Here is a 17,882-nt window from a genome sequence, read left to right on the forward strand (position 1 = left end):
GCCACCGCCATCACTGCCAATGTGGTACGAGCCGGCGCCCGCGGACGCTACTTCAACACAGTGGACCTGGTGAACCGGCTCGAGGAGGAAACGCGCCTCGGCAAGGCCGGCACGCTGGCGGCCCAGCTTTCGCGCCTCGATCTCGTGGTGCTCGACGAGCTTGGCTACCTGCCGTTTGCACGCTCGGGCGGTCAACTGCTCTTCCACCTCGTCAGCAAGCTCTACGAGAAGACCTCGGTCATCGTCACCACCAACCTGGCCTTTGGTGAGTGGCCGACCGTCTTTGGCGACCCCAAGATGACCACCGCGCTGCTCGACCGCATTACCCACCATTGCGACATCGTCGAAACCGGCAACGACAGCTGGCGCTTCAAACATCGAAGCTGAAGCCTGGGGCACCGGCAGAGAACGCTTCGCGCTGGTTGCGCCTCCGGTCGGGCTACGCCCGCCCTACGCCGCAACCAGCACGAACAGTGCGCCCGTCATACCCGTTACGCTGCTCGACGAAGGGGGTCCCTTTTGCACGCCGATAGGGGGTCCTTTTTGGACGCCGATTGACATGGGAAAGCTCAGGCTCAGCTTAGGCCGGTCGCGGTTCATGGAGCGGCAGGTGCCTTTACCGCATCAAGGACGACAAGCGTCCGGTAGGTCGATACCGCATCGTTGTCGGCGAATAAGGAACGTGCGAGCACTTCATAGCTCGCCATGTCCGGCACGCTGACAATCAGGACGAACCCGCCATTGCCAGTGACGTAATAGCATTGCTGTACTTCGACGGTCTGGCGGAACAGCGCCTTGATTGGTTCGACCAGCTCGGAGCGATCATTTACGAGATGAACTTCGACCACGATGGCGATCCGAGGTCCTTCAAGCGTCGGCGAAACAATCGCCACGTTAGCGATGATCGTGCCATTAGCTTCCATTGCGGCGATGCGCCGCTGCACTGCGGCCGGCGAGAGGTTCACCCGCTCGGCAATCGTTCTTTGAGGCGTGCGATTGTCACGCCGAAGGATGTCGAGGATCGCCCGATCGAAGCGGTCGAGTGGATTAGTCCGATAATTTGTCTCGCTCATCAAGCCCCCCGTGAGTGGATGTCTCGTGCGGTAAGCCGAAGTTAAGCGCTCGCCTCACCCAAATGAGACTATAACCCACAAGATGATTGATGCAGCACCCGCCACCTCCAATCGTCCGTCTGCCCCAATGATCGGCGCAAGCGCCGTCTTGGTGTCCTTGGTCGCGCAGAATGTTGGCGCTGCCTTTGCCAAGCACCTGTTCCCGCTGGTCGGCGCTTACGGCACCACAGGCCTGCGCATCGCTCTGGCGGCGTTGCTGCTTTTTGCACTGCGGCGACCGTGGCGGAGGCGGCCCTCTCGCGCCATGCTGTCGGCGCTCATTGCCTATGGGGCGATGCTCGGGTCGATGAACCTGCTGATCTATCAGGCCTTCGCTCGCCTCCCCATTGGCATCGCGACCGGAATCGAGGTGCTTGGACCGCTGATGGTGGTGCTCTGCGGGTCACGATCGCGGCGAGACATTGTCTGGTTCGTCGCGGCGGTGATCGGCCTTGTGCTGCTGTTGCCGCTTCGCTCGGGCGCGGCGCTCGATCCGATTGGATTGGTTTTTGCAGGCGGCGCGGCGACCTGCTGGGCGCTCTACATTGTTTATGGGAAGCGCGTTTCCGGCGCACTCGGTGGGGATGCGGTCGCTTGGGGAATGATAGTCGCAGCCGCCATTTCCGTGCCGATTGGCGCGGCAACGGCAGGCTCTGCCTTACTGGCACCGTTGGTCCTAGCTGTCGGTTTCGCCGTGGCGATCCTGTCGAGCGCCTTGCCCTACTCGCTGGAAATGGAGGCGATGCGCCGGTTGCCGTCCCACGTCTTCGGCATTCTGCTCAGCGCTGCACCAGCTGTTGCGGCGCTGGCCGGCTTTGTCGTTCTGGGGGAGGTGCTGACGCCACTTCAATGGTTCGCTATTCTGCTCATCATGGCAGCGTCTTCAGGCAGCGCGGTATCGGCCACCAAGCAACCCGCCCTGACCATCTAATGCGGCGAGCGGGAGGCCCCCGTGCCGTTCCCGATTGGGAACCCCAGCCAGGATCACAGAAGGTGAGGGAGGGCACTTCACCTCTCGGGCGGCACCATTTCCCAAAACCTGTTCCCGATTGCGCTTTCTCGAAATGGACACCTGGCGACGGGGTTATGGGACTGGGGTCGTGTCGCCAAAGTCCTGAGTTCCGAGCGTCTCGTATGTCGCTATTTTGCGACATCACTGCAGTGACTTGCCCATCCGGACTAGCGGTACCGACACGCCATCTGCTGCTGCTGCAGCGATCGGCGCCTCCAGTCGCCGGTATCCGCACGCCGTGTAGAGCGGCTCCCCCGCCAGCGTAGCCATCATCTCTGAGCGAACGAAACCGGCGGTGCGCGCGGCGCTCTCGCACAAGTCTAAGATCATGCGGCCGAGGCCGCGCCGAACATAGCCAGGGTCAGTGTACATCGCACGGATCCGCGCCGCATCGATCGCCGGATCGAGGCGTTCGGGCTCTCGGGCCACGATGCTCGCGTCTCCTCCGAACAGCGTCTTGCGGTAACTCCACCCGCCACAGCCCGCGATCGTGTCCCCGTCGAGCAGCATGAAGTAGGTACCATCCCGCAGCAGTTGCGTGTCCAAACCCATTACCTGATGGCTGGCACGGATCTGATCAGGTGTCAGAAAACCTGATTGCAGCTGGTCGATGGCGCGGCGGATCGTGATCTTGAGGGCGTCCAGATCGTCGATCGTGGCGGTGCGTGGAGTAAGCTTCACGTCTTGTCCCATGAGAAGCGGTGAGACGGACCGATCCGCCTCACCGCTGCTTGTCAGTACTTCACGCGCAGACGCGTATAGTAGAAGCCGCCGTTGAATCCGAAGGGGCCGCCATTTCGCGGGTATACCTGACCATCAGAGGTCCCGCCGGTTAGCGGATAGATCTGCACGGTCGCGGTCGGAGCGAGCCGATCGGGCCGTTCGTCGGTGAAATTCTGCGCACCGACTGCCAGCGTGAAATGGTCGGCAAAGGTATAGCTCAGCTCGAGGTCGGTGGTGAACTTGCCGCCGAAACGCTGATTAGGCACGCCGTTGGTCTGACCGTAATCCTGCGCACTGGTGAACGAGCTATAATAGTTCTCGCGCACGTTGAAGCTCAGGTTGTCGAGCGACCAATTGCCATTGAATACCACACGGTGCTTGGGTGCTAAATTCTCCGCATCGATCAGCTGCGCCGCGCTGATGATCCGCGTGTTGTAGTCGACGACCTTGGTATCATTGTAATTGTACGCGATCGAAAAGTTGAGCAGTGCTTCGCTCAGCGTCGTGCGCCAGGTGCCGACGACATCGATGCCGCGGGTGCGCGTCTTGAACCCGTTGGTGAAATATTGCACCTGCCCGCCGACGCCGACTGGGAGCAGAGCGGGCTGCGCGGCGAGATCGGCCGCGGTGACGATGAACGGCGAGGTGAGGCCGATGCGGTTGCGCAGATCGATCTGATAGCCGTCAACCGTGATCGTCATGTTGGCGACCGGTTCCAGGATGAAGCCAGCGCCGTAGTTGGTCGACTTCTCCGGCGTCAGATCGCTCGCGCCGTAATATTGCGCCACTGCGGTGTTGGTCGGGTAGGTGCCGCTCTGGAATGCGACGCCGTTGTTGAACGAGGTCGTCACAATCGAGACGTTGGATTGACCGGGCGAAGGCGCGTGGAAGCCGGTGCCGATGCTGCCGCGGACAGAGAAGGCGTCAGCGAATTTGTAGAGCGCGTTGACCTTACCGACCCAGGCGTCGCCGAAGGTGTTATAATGCTCGTAGCGGCCGGCTGCACCGACCGTCAGCGCTTCGGTCAGATCGGTCTCGAGCCCGACGTACAGGCCATAGGCTTTCTGGCTGAACTTGCCCGCTGTCTGCGGGCTGGTGCCGGCATAGCCGCTCGCACCGACACCCTGCGCGGCGGTCGTGCCGGAGAAGGCGTACACGCCGGGCGCGGTCTGCGTGTAGAGCCGCTGCGCGACCGCGTAAGGACCGGCGGCATAGGATTGCTCGTCTCCGGCAGTCTGCTCGTAGGTTTCCTTGCGGAATTCACCACCGAACGAGATCGTCAGTGGCGCTGCGAGCCCGAGGTCAGCGGCATAGGTGAAGTCGGCGTTGGCGTTCACTTCCTTCTGGATCAGATCGCCGAAGTCGAAACTGGTCTGGGTCGCGGGACCGAAGGAGAAGTTGGCCGAGCTGTACATCGACAGCGCCAGCTTGTTTCGCGCCCAGGTGCCCGACAAGTCGTAGCTGAAGTCGCCGCTCGTCCCCTTGTAGCCGACTACGCCGTAGATCTCTTGCGACTTGCCGACGAAGCGCGGCGTGAAGCCTGCCGGATAGAGGTTGGCGAAACGGAAGGTGTTGGTGTCGCGCACGAAGCCGCCTGCAGGGCAAGTAGCGTTGCCGGTTGGACACGGCGTCAGGAAGAAGGTGTTGTTGAAGGCGCCGTTCGCGCCCTGGTTGCGCACCACGCCATTGGTGTCGACCGCGGTGCTCGATACGGGAGCGCGGTAGTTGAAGCTCTGGTTGCCCTTACTCTCGGCGTAATTGCCGAACGCGTAGAGCTTGCTGTTGTCGGTGACGTTGATCGCGGCGTTCACCACCGATTTGAACCCGTGCATGGGCGAATTGCCCCAGATCTGCACCGGTCCGGGAAAGTTCGGCAGTTGCGACGCGAGCGCGGGGAAGTTCTGCGCGAAATTGGCCGCCGACGGTCGCGTGACACCGCGGCTGGTCTGGCCCTCGTCGACGTATTCGGCGGTTGCGCTGATGAAGCCCCAAGTGCCTTTGAGGCCGGCGTTGCCGGCGATCTGGTAGCTCTCGCCGTCACCCGCGTAGTACTGGCCCGCCCGGCCGACGATCTCGATCCCCTGATCTTCGCGCAGACCGTAGTTCAGCACGCCGGCGATCGCGTCAGAGCCATATTGCGCGGTGGCACCTTCGCGCAGCACCTGCAGGCTGCCGATCGCGAGCGAGGGGATGGCGGAGATGTCCGGACCCTGCGCACCGCGCCCGAGCCCGGTATCGCTGCCGCCGTAGACCTGCACCAGCGCCGCGCGATTGTAGCGCTTGCCGTTCAGCATGACGAGCACCTGATCGCCCGCCAACCCGCGCAGCGACGGCGAGCGCACGAAGGTGGACGCGTCGGAGATCGAGTTCTGCCCGGCGTAGAACGAGGGCACGATGTTCTTCAGCTGGTCGATCATGTTCGCCGACGGCTGTGTCGTCAGTTCGGCCGCGCTGATGACGTCGACCGGTGATGGCGAGTTGGCCAGCGTGCGATCGGTGCGTCGCGTACCGAGCACGACGATGTCGTCGCTGGGATCCGCGGAGGCGGCAGTGCCGGCCGATGCCGACGCGTCCTGCGCCGCCTCCGCTTGCGGCAGGGTCGTTGTCGCCGCAGTTGTCGTCGCGACAGGCTCCGCCGCGTGCGCGGTACCGGCAGCAAGCAGCGCGAACGCGATCGCGCCAGCTGACGTGGTATGTCTGATCATCTGATGCTCCCTTGATGAGTGGCTCTCAGGCGTCCTTCCCCATGTTCCCGTTCCCGACCGCCGATTGAGCTCGGCGCGCCGGAACGCTTGATGATCAGCCCTGCAAATGTGGCGGTGTCGTTTGCTCGCATCGCCTGAAGCAACAATGGCCGCGTCGGCACTAGACTGACAAACAGAATCTTTCGCGTCTGCGCTTGAGGGTATCCATGTTGCAGAATTGATACAGGTAAGTGATGTAAGGAAGCTATGTGCAAGCTGCCGCGGTGATCCGCCCTGCCACCCCCGCCGACGCGGGGTGACTACACGAAAGTGACGTATCTGCACGCTAAGGGCGAACAAATCCGGTACGATGCCAGCAGATGCTATTCGCAGGCTTTCCTGCCCCTTTTATGTGGTGCCGCCCTACGGGCGCCGATATGGGAGGGCGGCAATCCGATTGACCAACGATCGAGGTAGAACCCTGCTCGCCAAATATGTGAGCTGGTTGCCCATCCCCGGTATGGCGAAGGATTGCCGATAAACCAGAGCGTGGACTGCATGGGCCGCGCACCGGTCAACGTCCATCAAACCCAACCTCCCCCACTTCAAATCGCTGAGGGCAGCCATGTCTGTGTCGATTCCACCGGGTGCAAAAGACCCAACACTCACTCCCGTCCCGGCAAGCTCCACGGAAAGCGCTCGCATGAGGGTGCTCACATAGGCTTTCGACGCGCCGTAGACCGCTTGGAAGGGCACGGATGTTTCGCCCGCCAGGCTCGACACGGCGATTACTGAGGATTCAAACGGCTGCTCCCTGAAAATCGCAATCAGGCGAGCCAGCAAATCCGTGAAACCGAGTATGTTTGTTTCAATTACCTCGGCATAAGTGTCGGCACGGCCTGCATCAAATGAACCAACGCTCGTCATTCCGGCAACCAACAAAGCGGCTGTTACTTGCAATTCTGCAACCTTAGCCGCGATTTTCTCCCTGCCCTCGATTTCACGTTGATCAGCCACTATAATCTCGCACGGCACATTGAACCGCTCGTCAATTTCGGTCTGTAGCTCCCGCAAGTTGTCGAGCCTTCGTCCAACAATCAGGGGCTTGGCCTGGTACGATGCCGCCAAGCGGAGGGCGGACGCTCTGCCCAAACCGGTCGAAGCCCCTGTGACCAGCACCCACGAGTTCTTGATCGCCAGCGGTTTCACGCGTTTTCCAGAGCCTTGTATAGGGCGGTTTTGCCGATCTTGAGCCGGGCCGCCGCCTCACGAACAGTGAGGCCCGCTGCGATATGCGCCCGCGCTTTACGTAGTTTGTCGGGGGTAACGACAGGCCGGCGACCACCCTTGTTGCCCCGCTCGCGTGCGGCCTTGAGGCCGGCATGAGTGCGTTCACGGATCAGGTCACGCTCGAATTGGGCCAGCGAGCCGAAGATGTTGAACACCAGCATGCCGCCCGGCGTCGTGGTGTCGATATTCTCGGTGAGTGAGCGGAACCCGATGCCGCGCGCCGCAAGCTCGCCGACCTTCTCGATCAGGTGGCTCATCGAGCGGCCGAGGCGGTCGAGTTTCCAGACCACCAGCGTGTCGCCGGGGCGCAAATAGGCGAGCGCTTCGGTTAGGCCAGGCCGATCGGCTTTTGCCCCGGATGCGTGATCGTCGAATATACGGTCGCACCCGGCAGTGTTCAGCGCGTCAAGCTGGAGCGACAGCTTCTGGTCTGCGGTCGAGACGCGCGCATAGCCGATCAGCGCCATGCGCGGGTCCGAAGTGTCCGTTTTCCCATCTTGACGCGATCTTGTCCGAATCGCCGTTACAGGTCCAGAGTTGACGGACACATTCACGCTGGCCGTCCAATCACCGTCTGACGGACAGCCTCAAGCAGGTTCAGGGTCATGGCGAGGCGACGCCTGCTCACCCGCGAGGCGCTTGCGGGTCAGTTCGATCCCCCGACTGACGAACGCGAGATCGCGCGACATTTCACCCTGTCACGCGAGGATCTCGATTGGGTCTCGATCCGGCGTGGTCCCGCATCGCAGCTCGGTTACGCCATGACGCTCCTTTATATGCGCTGGCCCGGGCGGGTACTCGGCGCGGACGAGACGCCGCCCGCAGCGGTCCTGTCGTTCGTCGCCCGTCAGCTCGATGTGCCTGAAGCGGCTTGGCATGACTATGGCCGTCGTGAGCCGACCCGCCGTGCGCATCTCACCGATCTGGCACGACGCATGGGCTATCGAGCGTTCGGCCGGACCGACTTCCACGCACTGGCCACCTTCGCCATGCCCGTGGCGCAGACCATCATCCAGCCATTGCAGCTGGCCGAGATCGTCATCGACGAAATGCGACGGCGTCGCCTGTTGCTGCCGCCCGTCACCGTCATCGAGGCGATCGTACGACGAGCGCGCCGCCAGGCCGACGAACTCGTCCACGATGTGCTGACCCAGGGGCTGGGTGATGGCGGACGTACCCGCCTCGATGCGCTGCTCGCCCGTCGTGGCGACCGGGGTGCGACGTGGCTGTCGTGGCTGCGCAACCCGCCGCTGTCGCCGGCACCGCGCAACGTCATGCGCCTGCTCGAACGACTGGATCATGTCCGGGCGATCGGACTGGCCCCGGCGCGGGCCGCTACGATCCCGACCGCGGCCTTCGACCGCATCGCCGACGAGGCGGTGCGGATCACATCGCAGCATCTGGCGGAACTGCCCGACCGGCGCCGCCATGCCGTCCTGGCGGCAGCCGCGCTGCGGCTTCGTGAGAGCCTCGCCGATGCGGTGCTGGCGATGACGGACAAGCTGCTCGGCAGCATGATGCGGCGCGCCGAGAACCGGACGCGCGACAAGGCGCTGGGTACGATCCGCGCGCTCCAGGCACAGTTGCGCCTGCTCACCGGCTCCTGCCGCCTGCTGATCGATGCACGGGCGCAAGGCTTGGACTCGCTTGCCGCGATGGCGATCGACTGGGAGAAACTGGGAACGGCGGTCGGGGAAGCGGAGATACTGGTCGCGCCGGAGACGACCGATCGTACTGCCGAGCTGATCGACCGGCATCGCTCGCTGCGTGCGGTGATCGGGCCGTTCCTGGGCGCCTCCACCTTCCGGGGTGCCGGCCCGGTCCAGGGGCTGCTCGATGCGGTCCGGATTGTCGGTGAGGTTTATCGGACCGGCAGGCGACGCTTGCCCGACAATCCACCGCTTCGCTTCGTGCCGCCATCGTGGCGGCCTTTCGTGCTGCGCGACGGGCAGGTCGTCCGCGCAGCCTATGAACTGTGCGCTCTCACCCAGTTGCGCGATCGGCTGCGTGCCGGCGACATATGGGTAGAGGAAAGTCGCCAGTATCGTGCTTTCGACAGCTACCTCCTGCCGCCCGCCACCTTTGCGGCGCTACGCGAGCGCGGGCCGTTGCCGTTGGCGATCGACACCGACTTCGATACCTTCATTGCCGGTCGCCGTGCCCGCCTCGATACCGCGATCGAACAAGTCACGGCGCTCGCCCGGCAGGGGGAACTGCCCCAGGTACGGCTCGACGCCGGCGGGCTCGTCATCTCGCCGCTCAAGGCCGTAACCCCGCCCAGTACAGAGGACGTGCGGCGCATGGTCTACGACCGCCTGCCGCGCGTGAAGATCACCGATCTGTTGCTGGAGGTCGATGGCTGGACCGGCTTTTCCGAATGCTTCACGCATCGCCGCTCCGGTCGACCGGCCGATGATCGTAACGCGCTTCTCACCGTGATCCTGGCGGACGGCATCAATCTCGGCCTGACGCGCATGGCGGATACCTGCCAGGCGGCCACCCTGCGCCAGCTCGCACATCTGCATGACTGGCACGTCAGCGAGAGCGCCTATGGCGCAGCGCTGGCGCGACTGATCGACGCGCATCGCGCCCTGCCGCTAAGCAGCCTGTGGGGCGACGGCACCACGTCGTCGAGCGATGGCCAGCTCTTTCACGCCGGTGGGCGCGGGGCTGCGATCGGTGACATCAACGCGCGTAACGGCAACGAACCCGGCGTCAGCTTCTACACCCACATCTCGGATCAATATGACCCGTTTGCGAGCAGGGTGATCGCGGCGACAGCGGGCAAGGCGCCCTATGTCCTCGACGGGCTGCTCTACCATGCCACCGGTCTGTCGATCGAAGAGCATTACACCGATACCGGCGGGGCCTCCGACCATGTATTTGGCCTCATGCCGTTCTTCGGCTACCGCTTCGCGCCGCGTTTGCGGGATCTGAAGGAACGACGCCTGCATCTGCTGCCGCAGCAGGATGCCGGGGCGCTGCTCGTCGGACTGACCGGCGATCCGGTCGCGGTCGGCCACGTCGCTGACCATTGGGACGAACTGCTCCGCCTCGTCACCTCGATCCGCAGCGGCACCGTCACCGCCTCCGCCATGCTGCGCCGGTTGTCCGCCTATCCACGTCAGAACGGCCTTGCGCTGGCATTGCGTGAGGTCGGGCGGATCGAACGCTCGATTTTCATGCTCGACTGGTTGCGCGACATCGACCTGCGCCGGCGTGCCCAGGCCGGACTCAACAAGGGAGAGGCGCGCAACGCGCTCGCCCGAGCGCTGTTCTTCAATCAGCTCGGCGAACTGCGGGACCGCCGGTTCGAAAACCAGACCTACCGCGCCTCCGGCCTCAACCTGCTCGTAGCCGCCATCATCCTGTGGAACACCCGCTACCTCGAACAGGCCATCGCCGGCATGGCCGTGCCTCCTGAAACTGCCCGCCACATCGCACCGCTCGGGTGGGAGCATATCTCGCTCACCGGCGACTACCGCTGGAACACCGACGACCGCCCTCCGGTCGGCCAGCTCAGGCCGCTACGCACACCCACATCGTTGCTCGCTGCATGACGCGGCTTCGTGTTCGCCTATCGTTCACGCAACACCCGGTGCTCCATATGCAATGCCTCGGGGAGAAGCTCCGGGTTGGCCGTGAGATAGATGATCCGGGTGTCGCAGCTCCGTCGCAGCTCATCAGCGATCATCGGGCCGGTGAAGCCGTCGGCCAGATTGAGGTCGATGATCGCGATCTCAGGAGCAAATTCGATGACGGCTCGAGCGCTCTCGATACTGTCAACGATCATGATCGCGTCGATCCCGGAATCCCGCGCGAGATCCTCTAGGTGGCTGGCAACGGCCGGAATGTCCTCGGCGATCAGCAATCGGTGCATCCGCTTTTCCCCTGTTGTCGTCCGAACAGGTTCAGCCGCCATGCGTTCCAGTCTTATGCATTTTTCCGTGCATAGCGGGAGCCAAAGCGCGCGGTCGTCGTTGAAGCCTATTGCAATCAATGGAGATGCATCGTGGGCGAGTTCGTGGACAAGGTGAAGGGCGCGATCAACGACCTGGTCGGTGACGCCAAGCAGGAGGTCGGCACCCGGACCGATAACCCCGATCTGGCAGCAGACGGCGCCGCACAGCAGGCGACCGGCAAAGGGCAGAAGCTCAAGGGCGGCATCAAAGGCGCGCTCGGTGACAAAATCTGATCAGCCTCGGCCGAAAGGGTCGTGACTGAAAGCAAGGGGCACCTCGATATGAGCACCCCTCCGACTGTTGGAAGACACTCGACATCGTAATCGTCCACGCCGTGCTGCGTGAACTTGAAGGGGATTAGCAATGGCGTCGGACGGCAAAGCGCGGAAGCAGGATTACGCAGGCGGGGAAACGCATCAGATCGCTGACGACGATCATCCGGTGCTCACGACCAACCATGGCATGCCGATCTCGGACAATCAGAACCAGCTGAAGGCGGGGCCGCGCGGCCCGGTGCTGATCGAGGACGAAGTCTTCCGCGAGAAGATGAACCATTTCGATCACGAACGCATCCCCGAGCGCATTGTCCACGCCCGCGGCTCGGCCGCGCACGGCTATTTCGAGTGCACCGAGAGCCTCGCCGATATCACCGTCGCCGATCTGTTCCAGAAGAAAGGCCAGCGCACCGAGGTGTTCACTCGCTTCTCGACCGTCGCGGGCGGTGCCGGATCGGTCGACACGCCGCGCGACGTGCGCGGCTTCGCGGTCAAGTTCTATACGCGCGAGGGCAATTGGGATCTTGTCGGCAACAACATCCCCGTCTTCTTCATCCAGGACGCGATCAAGTTTCCAGACCTGATCCACGCGGCCAAAATGGAGGCTGATCGCGGCTACCCGCAAGCGGCAACCGCGCACGACACGTTCTGGGACTTCATTTCGCTGATGCCCGAGTCCACCCACATGGTCATGTGGGCGATGTCCGACCGCACGCTGCCCCGCACCTTCGCAAACATGGAGGGGTTCGGCGTCCACACGTTCCGCTTCATCAACAAGGAGGGGAAGTCGACCTTCGTCAAGTTTCACTGGAAGCCGAAGGCGGGCCTCGCCTCCACGATCTGGGACGAGACGGTGAAGATTGCCGGCGCCGATCCGGACTTCCAGCGCCGCAATCTGTTCGAGAGCATCGATCGCGGCGATTTCCCGACCTGGGAGCTGGGCGTGCAGCTGTTCGACGAGGCGTTCGCCGAAAGCCAGCCCTACGACGTGCTCGACGCGACCAAGATCATTCCCGAGGAGGTGCTGCCCGTCCGCATCGTCGGCAAGATGGTGCTCGACCGCTATCCTGACAATTTTTTCGCCGAAACCGAACAGGCCGCATTCGTGCCGAGCCATGTCGTCCCGGGCATCGGCTTCTCGAACGATCCGCTGCTGCAGGGCCGTTTGTTCAGCTATACGGACACGCAGCTATCGCGGCTTGGCTCGGTCAATTTCCATCAGCTGCCGATCAACCGCGCGAAGGGCCGTGCCGAGGCGGCGGGCTGCCCGTTCATGAACCAGCAGCGCGATGGCCACATGCAGATGTCGGTTCCCAAGGGTCGCGCCAATTACGAGCCCAACAGCCTGGCGCAGGCGGGCGAAGAAGCCGGCGCCCGCGAAGACCCGGAGCGTGGCTACAAGACTTTCCCCTCGGAAGAGCAGGGCCAGAAGCTGCGCATCCGGCCGGAGAGCTTCGCCGACCATTACAGCCAGGCGCGGCTGTTTTTCCGGTCGATGGACCCGGCCGAACAGGCGCACATCGCCTCGGCGCTGGTGTTCGAGCTCAGCAAGGTCAGCCTTGAGCATATCCGCATCTCGGTCATGGCCAACCTGCGCAACGTCGACGAGACTCTGGCGCAACGCGTCGCCGATGGCCTCGCGATGGACCTGCCGCCGCCATCGAAGACCGCCGCCCCGGTTCTCGACATGGATCCCTCGCCCGCGCTGCGCATCATCCGCGGTCCGCTCGAAAAGCACACGCTGGAAGGCCGCACGGTCGGCATCCTGATCGCCGACGGAACCGACGCCGGCGAGCTGTCGACGCTCAAGGACGCGGTGAAGGCCGCTGGCGGCACGCCGATGACGATCGCGCCCAAAGTCGGCAAGGTGCCCCTGTCCGACGGCAGCGCGATCGCCGCGGACGCGCAGCTGTTCGGCCAGCCGTCGGTGACGGTCGATGCTTGCGCGGTGATCCTGTCTGAGGCGGCTGCGGCCAAGCTCGTCAAGGAAGGCGCCGCGGTGCAATGGGTGATGGACGCTTTCGGCCACTTGAAGGCGATCGGCGTTAACGACGCCGCCAAGCCGCTCCTCGACAAGGCGGGGGTCGAGCCCGACGAGGGCGTCACCGACCTTGCCGGCTTCGTCGAGGCGGCAAAGAAGCGTTATTGGGATCGGGAAGCGTCGGTTCGAACGCTGGCGTGATCGCTCGAGACGTCTCCACGCCCGACCTCGGTCGGGCGCACCCTCACGAAAGGACGGCACATGGCAAATCTGCTCGGCGCGCTCATAGGCGCTGCAATCGACCGCGGTGACGGTGACAGCGGGATCAAGGGCGCTATCATCGGCACCGTCGCTGAAACGGCGATCCGGGGACTGGCGCCCATTGTCGCGACCTACGCACTTGGATGGGGCGTTCAATACGCAGTCCGCAAAGGGTGGCATCTGGTTGCGGGGGCCGATCCGATCGAACCCGCCAATGGAATACTGCGTCGCTGATGCCGAGTGTGCACGCGACGCTGGCCGCAGATCGGGGCACCTCAGATCCGGCGATGCTCCCGAATGATTGACTGCGTGATCATCGGCGGCGGACCGGCAGGCCTGACCGCCGCCATTTATCTCGCACGGTTCCGTCGCAACGTCGTTGTAATTGATGACGGCAACAGCCGGGCAAGCTGGATTCCCAGGTCGCATAATCATCCCGGCTTCCCGGAAGGGATCGGCGGAGACGAGCTGCTCGTGCGGATGCGCGCGCAGGCCGAGCGCTATGGCGCGGTGCTGCATCCTGAACGCGCAACGGCATTGGAGCGGAAGGGAGACGGGTTTCTCGTATCCACAGTGAACCGCACGCTGGACGCGCGTATGACGTTGCTCGCGACAGGTGTGGTCAATCGCAGTCCGCAGATCGATCCCGCCACGCACAGGCGGGCATTGGAAAGCGGCAAGTTGCGCTACTGCCCGATCTGCGACGGTTTCGAGGTCACCGACATGCGCATCGCCGTGATCGGCGCCGACGAACACGGCGTCGCGGAGGCACTTTTTCTCAGGACATATTCGTCAAAGATCACGTTGCTGGCAGAGCGGACCGTCGACCTCGACGAAGAGGACCGACAGGCGCTCCAAGAGGCCGGGATCGCGCTCGCCGGTGCGCCGCTAGCCTCCATCGACTTCGAGTCGGGAGATGATGTCATAATCGCCTTGGAAGACGGTGCCGGCACCGTAGTCGTGGACACCGTGTATCCGGCGCTTGGCTCGGACATCAACAATGCGCTGGCCATCGATATGGGGGTCGCATTGAGTGACTGCCGGTGCATTGCCACTGACGAGGATCAGCGCACCAATCTACCCGGTTGCTATGCTGCCGGCGATGTCGTGGCCGGTCTCGATCAGATCAGCGTGGCGACAGGTCACGGGGCGAAAGCGGCAACGGCGATTCACAACGCGCTTCGAGCGCTTGACGGGCAGACGGCGGACAAATGATCGGTTCCAAGCGTCTTAGCGACTTGACCGCGTCCATATCAAACCAAGACCATGCTCGCGATCGCCGCACCAGATGTCAGTCTTCGCACTCACTGCTCGGTGGCTGCGTGAACAGTTTCGATATTTCACCCCGGATGAGTGCGTAACATTCGCAGGATTCCTCCCGCAGTAGGTCGGGATTGATCACCGAGATCTTGCCGCGTTTGTACTCTATCGCTCCGATCGAGAGAAATTCGCGGGCAACGATGTTGACGGCGTTTCGCTTGACCCCGAGCATTTCGGCAAGGAATTCCTGCTTCAAGGGCAGCCTGTCGGTCTCGGTCCGATCGTGGGTGGTCAGGATCCAGCGCGCGAGGCGCTGGCGAACGGTATGAAGCGCGTTACAGGCAACCGATTGTAGTGACATTCGCACCATGACCTCGCGCCAGCGAGTAACGGCCGAACAGAACTCCACGCTCTCGTCCACCAGATCTTCGAAATCTTCCGCTTTGACCCGGTAGCCGCTGCCGGGGAGTTGAACGACATAGCGGTTGAAAGCGTCGTCGACATAGCCGCTCGCACTCAAACCTGCGGCTCCCTCACGCCCGATCGTCATTCCCTCAGCGGTTCGACCGTCGCTCATGACCGCGACCAGCGAGATCATGCCGGTCAGCGGCAGAAAGACGTGAGTGAGCGGTTGACCGGGCTCGTACAATACCTGTCCGGCTTCCAGCAGCACGGGCTCCAGGCGATCGTCCATCCGCGCCCGCTCATCGGGAGGAACCCGATCGAGAAGGTGGTTGCTGCTCGAAAGAGCCGCACCGTTCTCGCGATCTGCGGGATCGTCAGCCAATGAAAAGCTCCTCTCTAGCTGCATGCTCAACGCGCCGCCCTACACGTCGACCAATTTCGACAAAAGAAACCTCCGCGGGAACGCGCCATGTGAAAAACCGTTAATGAACGGTTGAATACATAACCGGGCGATAGCAGCATGGTTCGATCGGCATGGAGAGCGCTAGGCGGCACGGCGATGCCTGTCGCCGGGGCTGTTCTGCTCGCTTCCTGTGCCAGCCCTTCGACACAAATAGCGACCGGGCTTGGAGGGTACGGACTAAGCGAAGGTTCGGCGCGATGCATGGGAGATCGCCTGCAGTCGCGCCTGTCGCTGGGCCAGCTCCGACAACTCGGTCGCGCCGCACAAGCTTTGAGTCAGTCGCAGGCCGGGCGCCTGACGGCCAATGACCTGATCCGCGCGGGCGCTCAGGTCAACGACGTCAAAATACCCCTGGAAGTCACGAAAGCGGCCGCATCTTGCGGTGCGTTGACGGAAGCGGCCGGGGTTCAGGGAGGTTGATATGAACGATGTCCGCTATGCGGGGGGAACCGTGATCGACGGGACCCGCGACTTTACGAACCAGGTCTGGATGTACGCGCAGGAATGGGGGCCGCGCATTATCGGCGCGCTGGTCATTCTTCTGATCGGATGGCTGGTTGCACGCGCCGTCAAATGGGGCGTCGCGAACCTCATCAATCGGACGCCGCTGGCGCGGCGCGCCAATCAACCCAACCATCCGCCACGCGATAAGTCGACGATCGGTGCGCAGGTCGGGGATGCTGCGTTCTGGGTCGTTCTGCTGGTTGCCTTCTTCCTTGCAGCCCAGCCGCTCGGCCTCGCTAGCGCGACGGGTCCGCTTGCCGACATGCTGAACGGCTTCGGCAATGCCGTCCCGCGGATCATCGGCGCCGGTCTGATCCTTTTCCTCGGTTATATCCTGGCAAGCGTGGCGAAGAAGGCGGTCGAAGCCGTCATCACCGCGAGCCATGTCGAACGATTGTCGGCGCACGTCGGCAGCACGCCGCCCGCCGACCCGAGCGCCTTGCCGCGCGCGGTCGGTAGCGTCGTGTTTGCGCTGATCATCATTCCGGTGGCGATCGCGGCGCTCGACACACTCAATATCGCCGCCATCTCGCAGCCGGCGACTGCCATGCTGCGGATCATTCTCGACGCCATTCCGCATGTGATTGCGGCAGGCATCATCATCACGCTTGCCTACTACCTCGGCAAATTCGCTTCGCAGCTGATCACGTCCTTCCTAGGCTCGACCGGCGTTGACAAGGCGATTAACTCCCTGGGCCTGTTTCCCCGGAGCGATGCGCCCGACGACGGCGTCACCGGCGCCGAGCAGGTATCCGTCAAGGCGGGTGCGACGCTCACCCCGTCGAAGATGATCGGGTCGGGCGTCTTCATCGCCATTGTCATCTTCGGTCTGATGGAGGCGTTCCGGCAGCTCAATTTCGCCTATGGTTCGCGGATCATGGCGGAGGTGCTGACGCTCTTCGGTCAGGTGGTCTTCGGTGCGATCATCATCGCCGCAGCCGTCGCAATCGCACGCCTGATCTCGACGACGATTAAGGCAAGCGGCGGGGCCGGTGCCGACTTTACCGCTTCGCTCACAAAGGTGGCGATCATCGTCCTGGGCACAGCTATCGGCTTGCGCTTCATGGGTCTGGCGGACGACATCATCAATCTGGCGTTCGGCCTCATTCTCGGGGCAATCGCGGTGGCGTTCGCACTCGCTTTTGGCCTTGGCGGGCGCGATCAAGCCGGCAGGATCGTTCAGAGGCTGCTGGGCAAGGCAGAGGATGAGGCGAACCGGCCTGCTGCGCCCTCTACCGTACCGGTCGCCCCTGCGTCGCCGATCGCTCCGCGCGAACAGGACACGCAGGCATGACCCGCTGGATGAGCAAATCGCTGTTGGCTGTCGGCATCCTGCTGGCGGGCTGTGACGGCCGTCGCGAAAACGCCGGAGAGCAGGCGGACGCCAATGCCGGCGTCGTCTCCGGCGAAGATACGTTGGTCAGCGGCCCTGCAGAAACGGCGGGAGAGGCGCAGGATCGTGCGGCAGAAAGCGCGAACGCGGCCATCGAAGCGAACGCCGATGCCGCCGAGGACCGCGCGGACGCGATACGCAGTACGGCCGATCGGGAAGCCGATGCGCTCGAGGAACGAGCCAAGAAGGTCCGTCGGGATGCCGAGCAGAAGGCTGGCGCGGCCGAAGAACGTGCAGACGCCATTCGCGGCAAATGATGTTCACGGGTCGATCGCCCGGGACTGTACCTGAAGGCCCAGAGAGGTCGCGCGTAGCAACTTGATCGGGGCCCGGGGGCACGCGCTCCCGGGCCCCTTTTTACCCCTAGGTTTTGACACCGGAATGGCGCGATATGGAAACACCCGATGATTGCGAAGCTGCCGCGATCGAGCGCGAGCTTGGCTACTGCGAAAGCCGTGCGCACGCGGAAAAGCGGGCAGCGCGCCTTAGCCGGAGCGTCGAGGCAGTCATCGCCCACCGACGCCTTGCGGACGCATACGATTCAAGAGCGCAACGCC

General features: G+C 63.3%; 17 protein-coding genes. 10 read left to right on the forward strand and 7 right to left on the reverse strand.

Translation table 11 applies throughout. The features are described from left to right. Nucleotides 1–387: ATP-binding protein (locus ASF14_RS07270; RefSeq protein WP_056433606.1), on the forward strand; the 387-nt coding region annotated here is incomplete at its 5' end. Between the two features lie 209 nt (nucleotides 388–596). Here the strand turns inward: ASF14_RS07270 and ASF14_RS07275 are convergent. Next, a complete protein-coding gene (locus tag ASF14_RS07275; RefSeq protein ID WP_010408833.1) occupies nucleotides 597–1,073 on the reverse strand; it encodes an Lrp/AsnC family transcriptional regulator in 477 nt (158 codons plus the stop codon). 82 nt (nucleotides 1,074–1,155) lie between these two features. Here ASF14_RS07275 and ASF14_RS07280 point away from each other — a divergent pair, with 82 nt between their 5' ends. Next, nucleotides 1,156–2,043, forward strand: coding sequence for an EamA family transporter (locus tag ASF14_RS07280; RefSeq protein WP_050811005.1), 888 nt, complete (start codon nucleotides 1,156–1,158; stop codon nucleotides 2,041–2,043). 222 nt (nucleotides 2,044–2,265) lie between these two features. Here the strand turns inward: ASF14_RS07280 and ASF14_RS07285 are convergent, their stop codons facing one another. From ASF14_RS07285 to ASF14_RS07300, 4 genes are all read right to left on the reverse strand, one after another. After that, on the reverse strand, nucleotides 2,266–2,817 hold the full coding sequence (locus ASF14_RS07285; RefSeq protein WP_010408831.1) for a GNAT family N-acetyltransferase: 552 nt from the start codon (nucleotides 2,815–2,817) through the stop codon (nucleotides 2,266–2,268). 41 nt (nucleotides 2,818–2,858) lie between these two features. Next, nucleotides 2,859–5,552 (reverse strand): TonB-dependent receptor plug domain-containing protein, encoded by a 2,694-nt coding sequence (locus tag ASF14_RS07290; RefSeq protein ID WP_007406879.1) that lies wholly within the window; start codon nucleotides 5,550–5,552, stop codon nucleotides 2,859–2,861. A gap of 402 nt (nucleotides 5,553–5,954) precedes the next feature. After that, nucleotides 5,955–6,740, reverse strand: a complete 786-nt coding sequence (locus tag ASF14_RS07295) for an SDR family NAD(P)-dependent oxidoreductase (RefSeq protein ID WP_004213209.1) — start codon at nucleotides 6,738–6,740, stop codon at nucleotides 5,955–5,957. Then, the gene (locus ASF14_RS07300; protein WP_056433609.1) at nucleotides 6,737–7,288 is read right to left on the reverse strand and encodes a recombinase family protein; all 552 of its coding nucleotides are present in this window, start codon (nucleotides 7,286–7,288) and stop codon (nucleotides 6,737–6,739) included. Before ASF14_RS07300 ends, ASF14_RS07295 begins: the two co-directional genes overlap by 4 nt. 138 nt (nucleotides 7,289–7,426) lie before the next feature. On the opposite strand from ASF14_RS07300, the gene ASF14_RS07305 reads away from it, so the two are divergent. Then, the gene (locus ASF14_RS07305; RefSeq protein WP_010408827.1) at nucleotides 7,427–10,381 is read left to right on the forward strand and encodes a Tn3 family transposase; all 2,955 of its coding nucleotides are present in this window, start codon (nucleotides 7,427–7,429) and stop codon (nucleotides 10,379–10,381) included. A gap of 17 nt (nucleotides 10,382–10,398) precedes the next feature. Here the strand turns inward: ASF14_RS07305 and ASF14_RS07310 are convergent, their stop codons facing one another. Continuing rightward, complete coding sequence (locus ASF14_RS07310) at nucleotides 10,399–10,701, reverse strand: response regulator (protein ID WP_010408826.1); 303 nt, start codon at nucleotides 10,699–10,701, stop codon at nucleotides 10,399–10,401. A gap of 132 nt (nucleotides 10,702–10,833) precedes the next feature. Here ASF14_RS07310 and ASF14_RS07315 point away from each other — a divergent pair, with 132 nt between their 5' ends. From ASF14_RS07315 to ASF14_RS07330, 4 genes are all read left to right on the forward strand, one after another. Beyond that, nucleotides 10,834–11,016 (forward strand): CsbD family protein, encoded by a 183-nt coding sequence (locus ASF14_RS07315; protein ID WP_010408824.1) that lies wholly within the window; start codon nucleotides 10,834–10,836, stop codon nucleotides 11,014–11,016. A 130-nt stretch (nucleotides 11,017–11,146) separates the two neighbouring features. Continuing rightward, nucleotides 11,147–13,240 carry a catalase gene (locus ASF14_RS07320; protein ID WP_056433612.1) on the forward strand — a complete coding sequence of 698 codons (2,094 nt, stop codon included), beginning with the start codon at nucleotides 11,147–11,149 and terminating at the stop codon, nucleotides 13,238–13,240. Nucleotides 13,241–13,300: 60 nt separating this feature from the next. Further along, a complete protein-coding gene (locus ASF14_RS07325) occupies nucleotides 13,301–13,534 on the forward strand; it encodes a hypothetical protein (RefSeq protein ID WP_056433615.1) in 234 nt (77 codons plus the stop codon). Nucleotides 13,535–13,597: 63 nt separating this feature from the next. Then, nucleotides 13,598–14,515 (forward strand): NAD(P)/FAD-dependent oxidoreductase, encoded by a 918-nt coding sequence (locus ASF14_RS07330; RefSeq protein WP_056433618.1) that lies wholly within the window; start codon nucleotides 13,598–13,600, stop codon nucleotides 14,513–14,515. A 76-nt stretch (nucleotides 14,516–14,591) separates the two neighbouring features. Here ASF14_RS07330 and ASF14_RS07335 read toward each other — a convergent pair whose 3' ends face one another. Continuing rightward, nucleotides 14,592–15,347: a Crp/Fnr family transcriptional regulator gene (locus tag ASF14_RS07335; protein ID WP_236696976.1), complete on the reverse strand. Its 756-nt coding sequence runs from the start codon at nucleotides 15,345–15,347 to the stop codon at nucleotides 14,592–14,594. A 282-nt stretch (nucleotides 15,348–15,629) separates the two neighbouring features. On the opposite strand from ASF14_RS07335, the gene ASF14_RS07340 reads away from it, so the two are divergent. From ASF14_RS07340 to ASF14_RS07350, 3 genes are read left to right on the forward strand one after another with little or no spacing between them, the layout of a single operon-like run. Continuing rightward, nucleotides 15,630–15,848 (forward strand): hypothetical protein, encoded by a 219-nt coding sequence (locus tag ASF14_RS07340; RefSeq protein ID WP_236696977.1) that lies wholly within the window; start codon nucleotides 15,630–15,632, stop codon nucleotides 15,846–15,848. Nucleotide 15,849: 1 nt separating this feature from the next. Then, the gene (locus ASF14_RS07345; protein WP_056433628.1) at nucleotides 15,850–17,226 is read left to right on the forward strand and encodes a mechanosensitive ion channel; all 1,377 of its coding nucleotides are present in this window, start codon (nucleotides 15,850–15,852) and stop codon (nucleotides 17,224–17,226) included. Then, nucleotides 17,223–17,582 carry a hypothetical protein gene (locus tag ASF14_RS07350; protein ID WP_056433632.1) on the forward strand — a complete coding sequence of 120 codons (360 nt, stop codon included), beginning with the start codon at nucleotides 17,223–17,225 and terminating at the stop codon, nucleotides 17,580–17,582. Before ASF14_RS07345 ends, ASF14_RS07350 begins: the two co-directional genes overlap by 4 nt. Nucleotides 17,583–17,882: the final 300 nt, after the last annotated feature.

Origin of the sequence: Sphingomonas sp. Leaf257, assembly GCF_001422185.1 — a bacterium.
Classification (GTDB): domain Bacteria; phylum Pseudomonadota; class Alphaproteobacteria; order Sphingomonadales; family Sphingomonadaceae; genus Sphingomonas; species Sphingomonas yabuuchiae.

Excerpts from the sequence above, each read along its gene's own strand:
- ASF14_RS07325 (WP_056433615.1), top strand. The coding sequence starts at position 13,301 with ATGGCAAATCTGCTCGGCGCGCTCATAGGCGCTGCAATCGACCGCGGT.
- ASF14_RS07305 (WP_010408827.1), top strand. The coding sequence starts at position 7,427 with ATGGCGAGGCGACGCCTGCTCACCCGCGAGGCGCTTGCGGGTCAGTTC.
- ASF14_RS07310 (WP_010408826.1), bottom strand. The coding sequence starts at position 10,701 with ATGCACCGATTGCTGATCGCCGAGGACATTCCGGCCGTTGCCAGCCAC.
- ASF14_RS07330 (WP_056433618.1), top strand. The coding sequence starts at position 13,598 with ATGATTGACTGCGTGATCATCGGCGGCGGACCGGCAGGCCTGACCGCC.
- ASF14_RS07280 (WP_050811005.1), top strand. The coding sequence starts at position 1,156 with ATGATTGATGCAGCACCCGCCACCTCCAATCGTCCGTCTGCCCCAATG.
- ASF14_RS07275 (WP_010408833.1), bottom strand. The coding sequence starts at position 1,073 with ATGAGCGAGACAAATTATCGGACTAATCCACTCGACCGCTTCGATCGG.
- ASF14_RS07350 (WP_056433632.1), top strand. The coding sequence starts at position 17,223 with ATGACCCGCTGGATGAGCAAATCGCTGTTGGCTGTCGGCATCCTGCTG.
- ASF14_RS07300 (WP_056433609.1), bottom strand. The coding sequence starts at position 7,288 with ATGGCGCTGATCGGCTATGCGCGCGTCTCGACCGCAGACCAGAAGCTG.
- ASF14_RS07345 (WP_056433628.1), top strand. The coding sequence starts at position 15,850 with ATGAACGATGTCCGCTATGCGGGGGGAACCGTGATCGACGGGACCCGC.
- ASF14_RS07340 (WP_236696977.1), top strand. The coding sequence starts at position 15,630 with ATGGGAGATCGCCTGCAGTCGCGCCTGTCGCTGGGCCAGCTCCGACAA.
- ASF14_RS07320 (WP_056433612.1), top strand. The coding sequence starts at position 11,147 with ATGGCGTCGGACGGCAAAGCGCGGAAGCAGGATTACGCAGGCGGGGAA.
- ASF14_RS07285 (WP_010408831.1), bottom strand. The coding sequence starts at position 2,817 with ATGGGACAAGACGTGAAGCTTACTCCACGCACCGCCACGATCGACGAT.
- ASF14_RS07290 (WP_007406879.1), bottom strand. The coding sequence starts at position 5,552 with ATGATCAGACATACCACGTCAGCTGGCGCGATCGCGTTCGCGCTGCTT.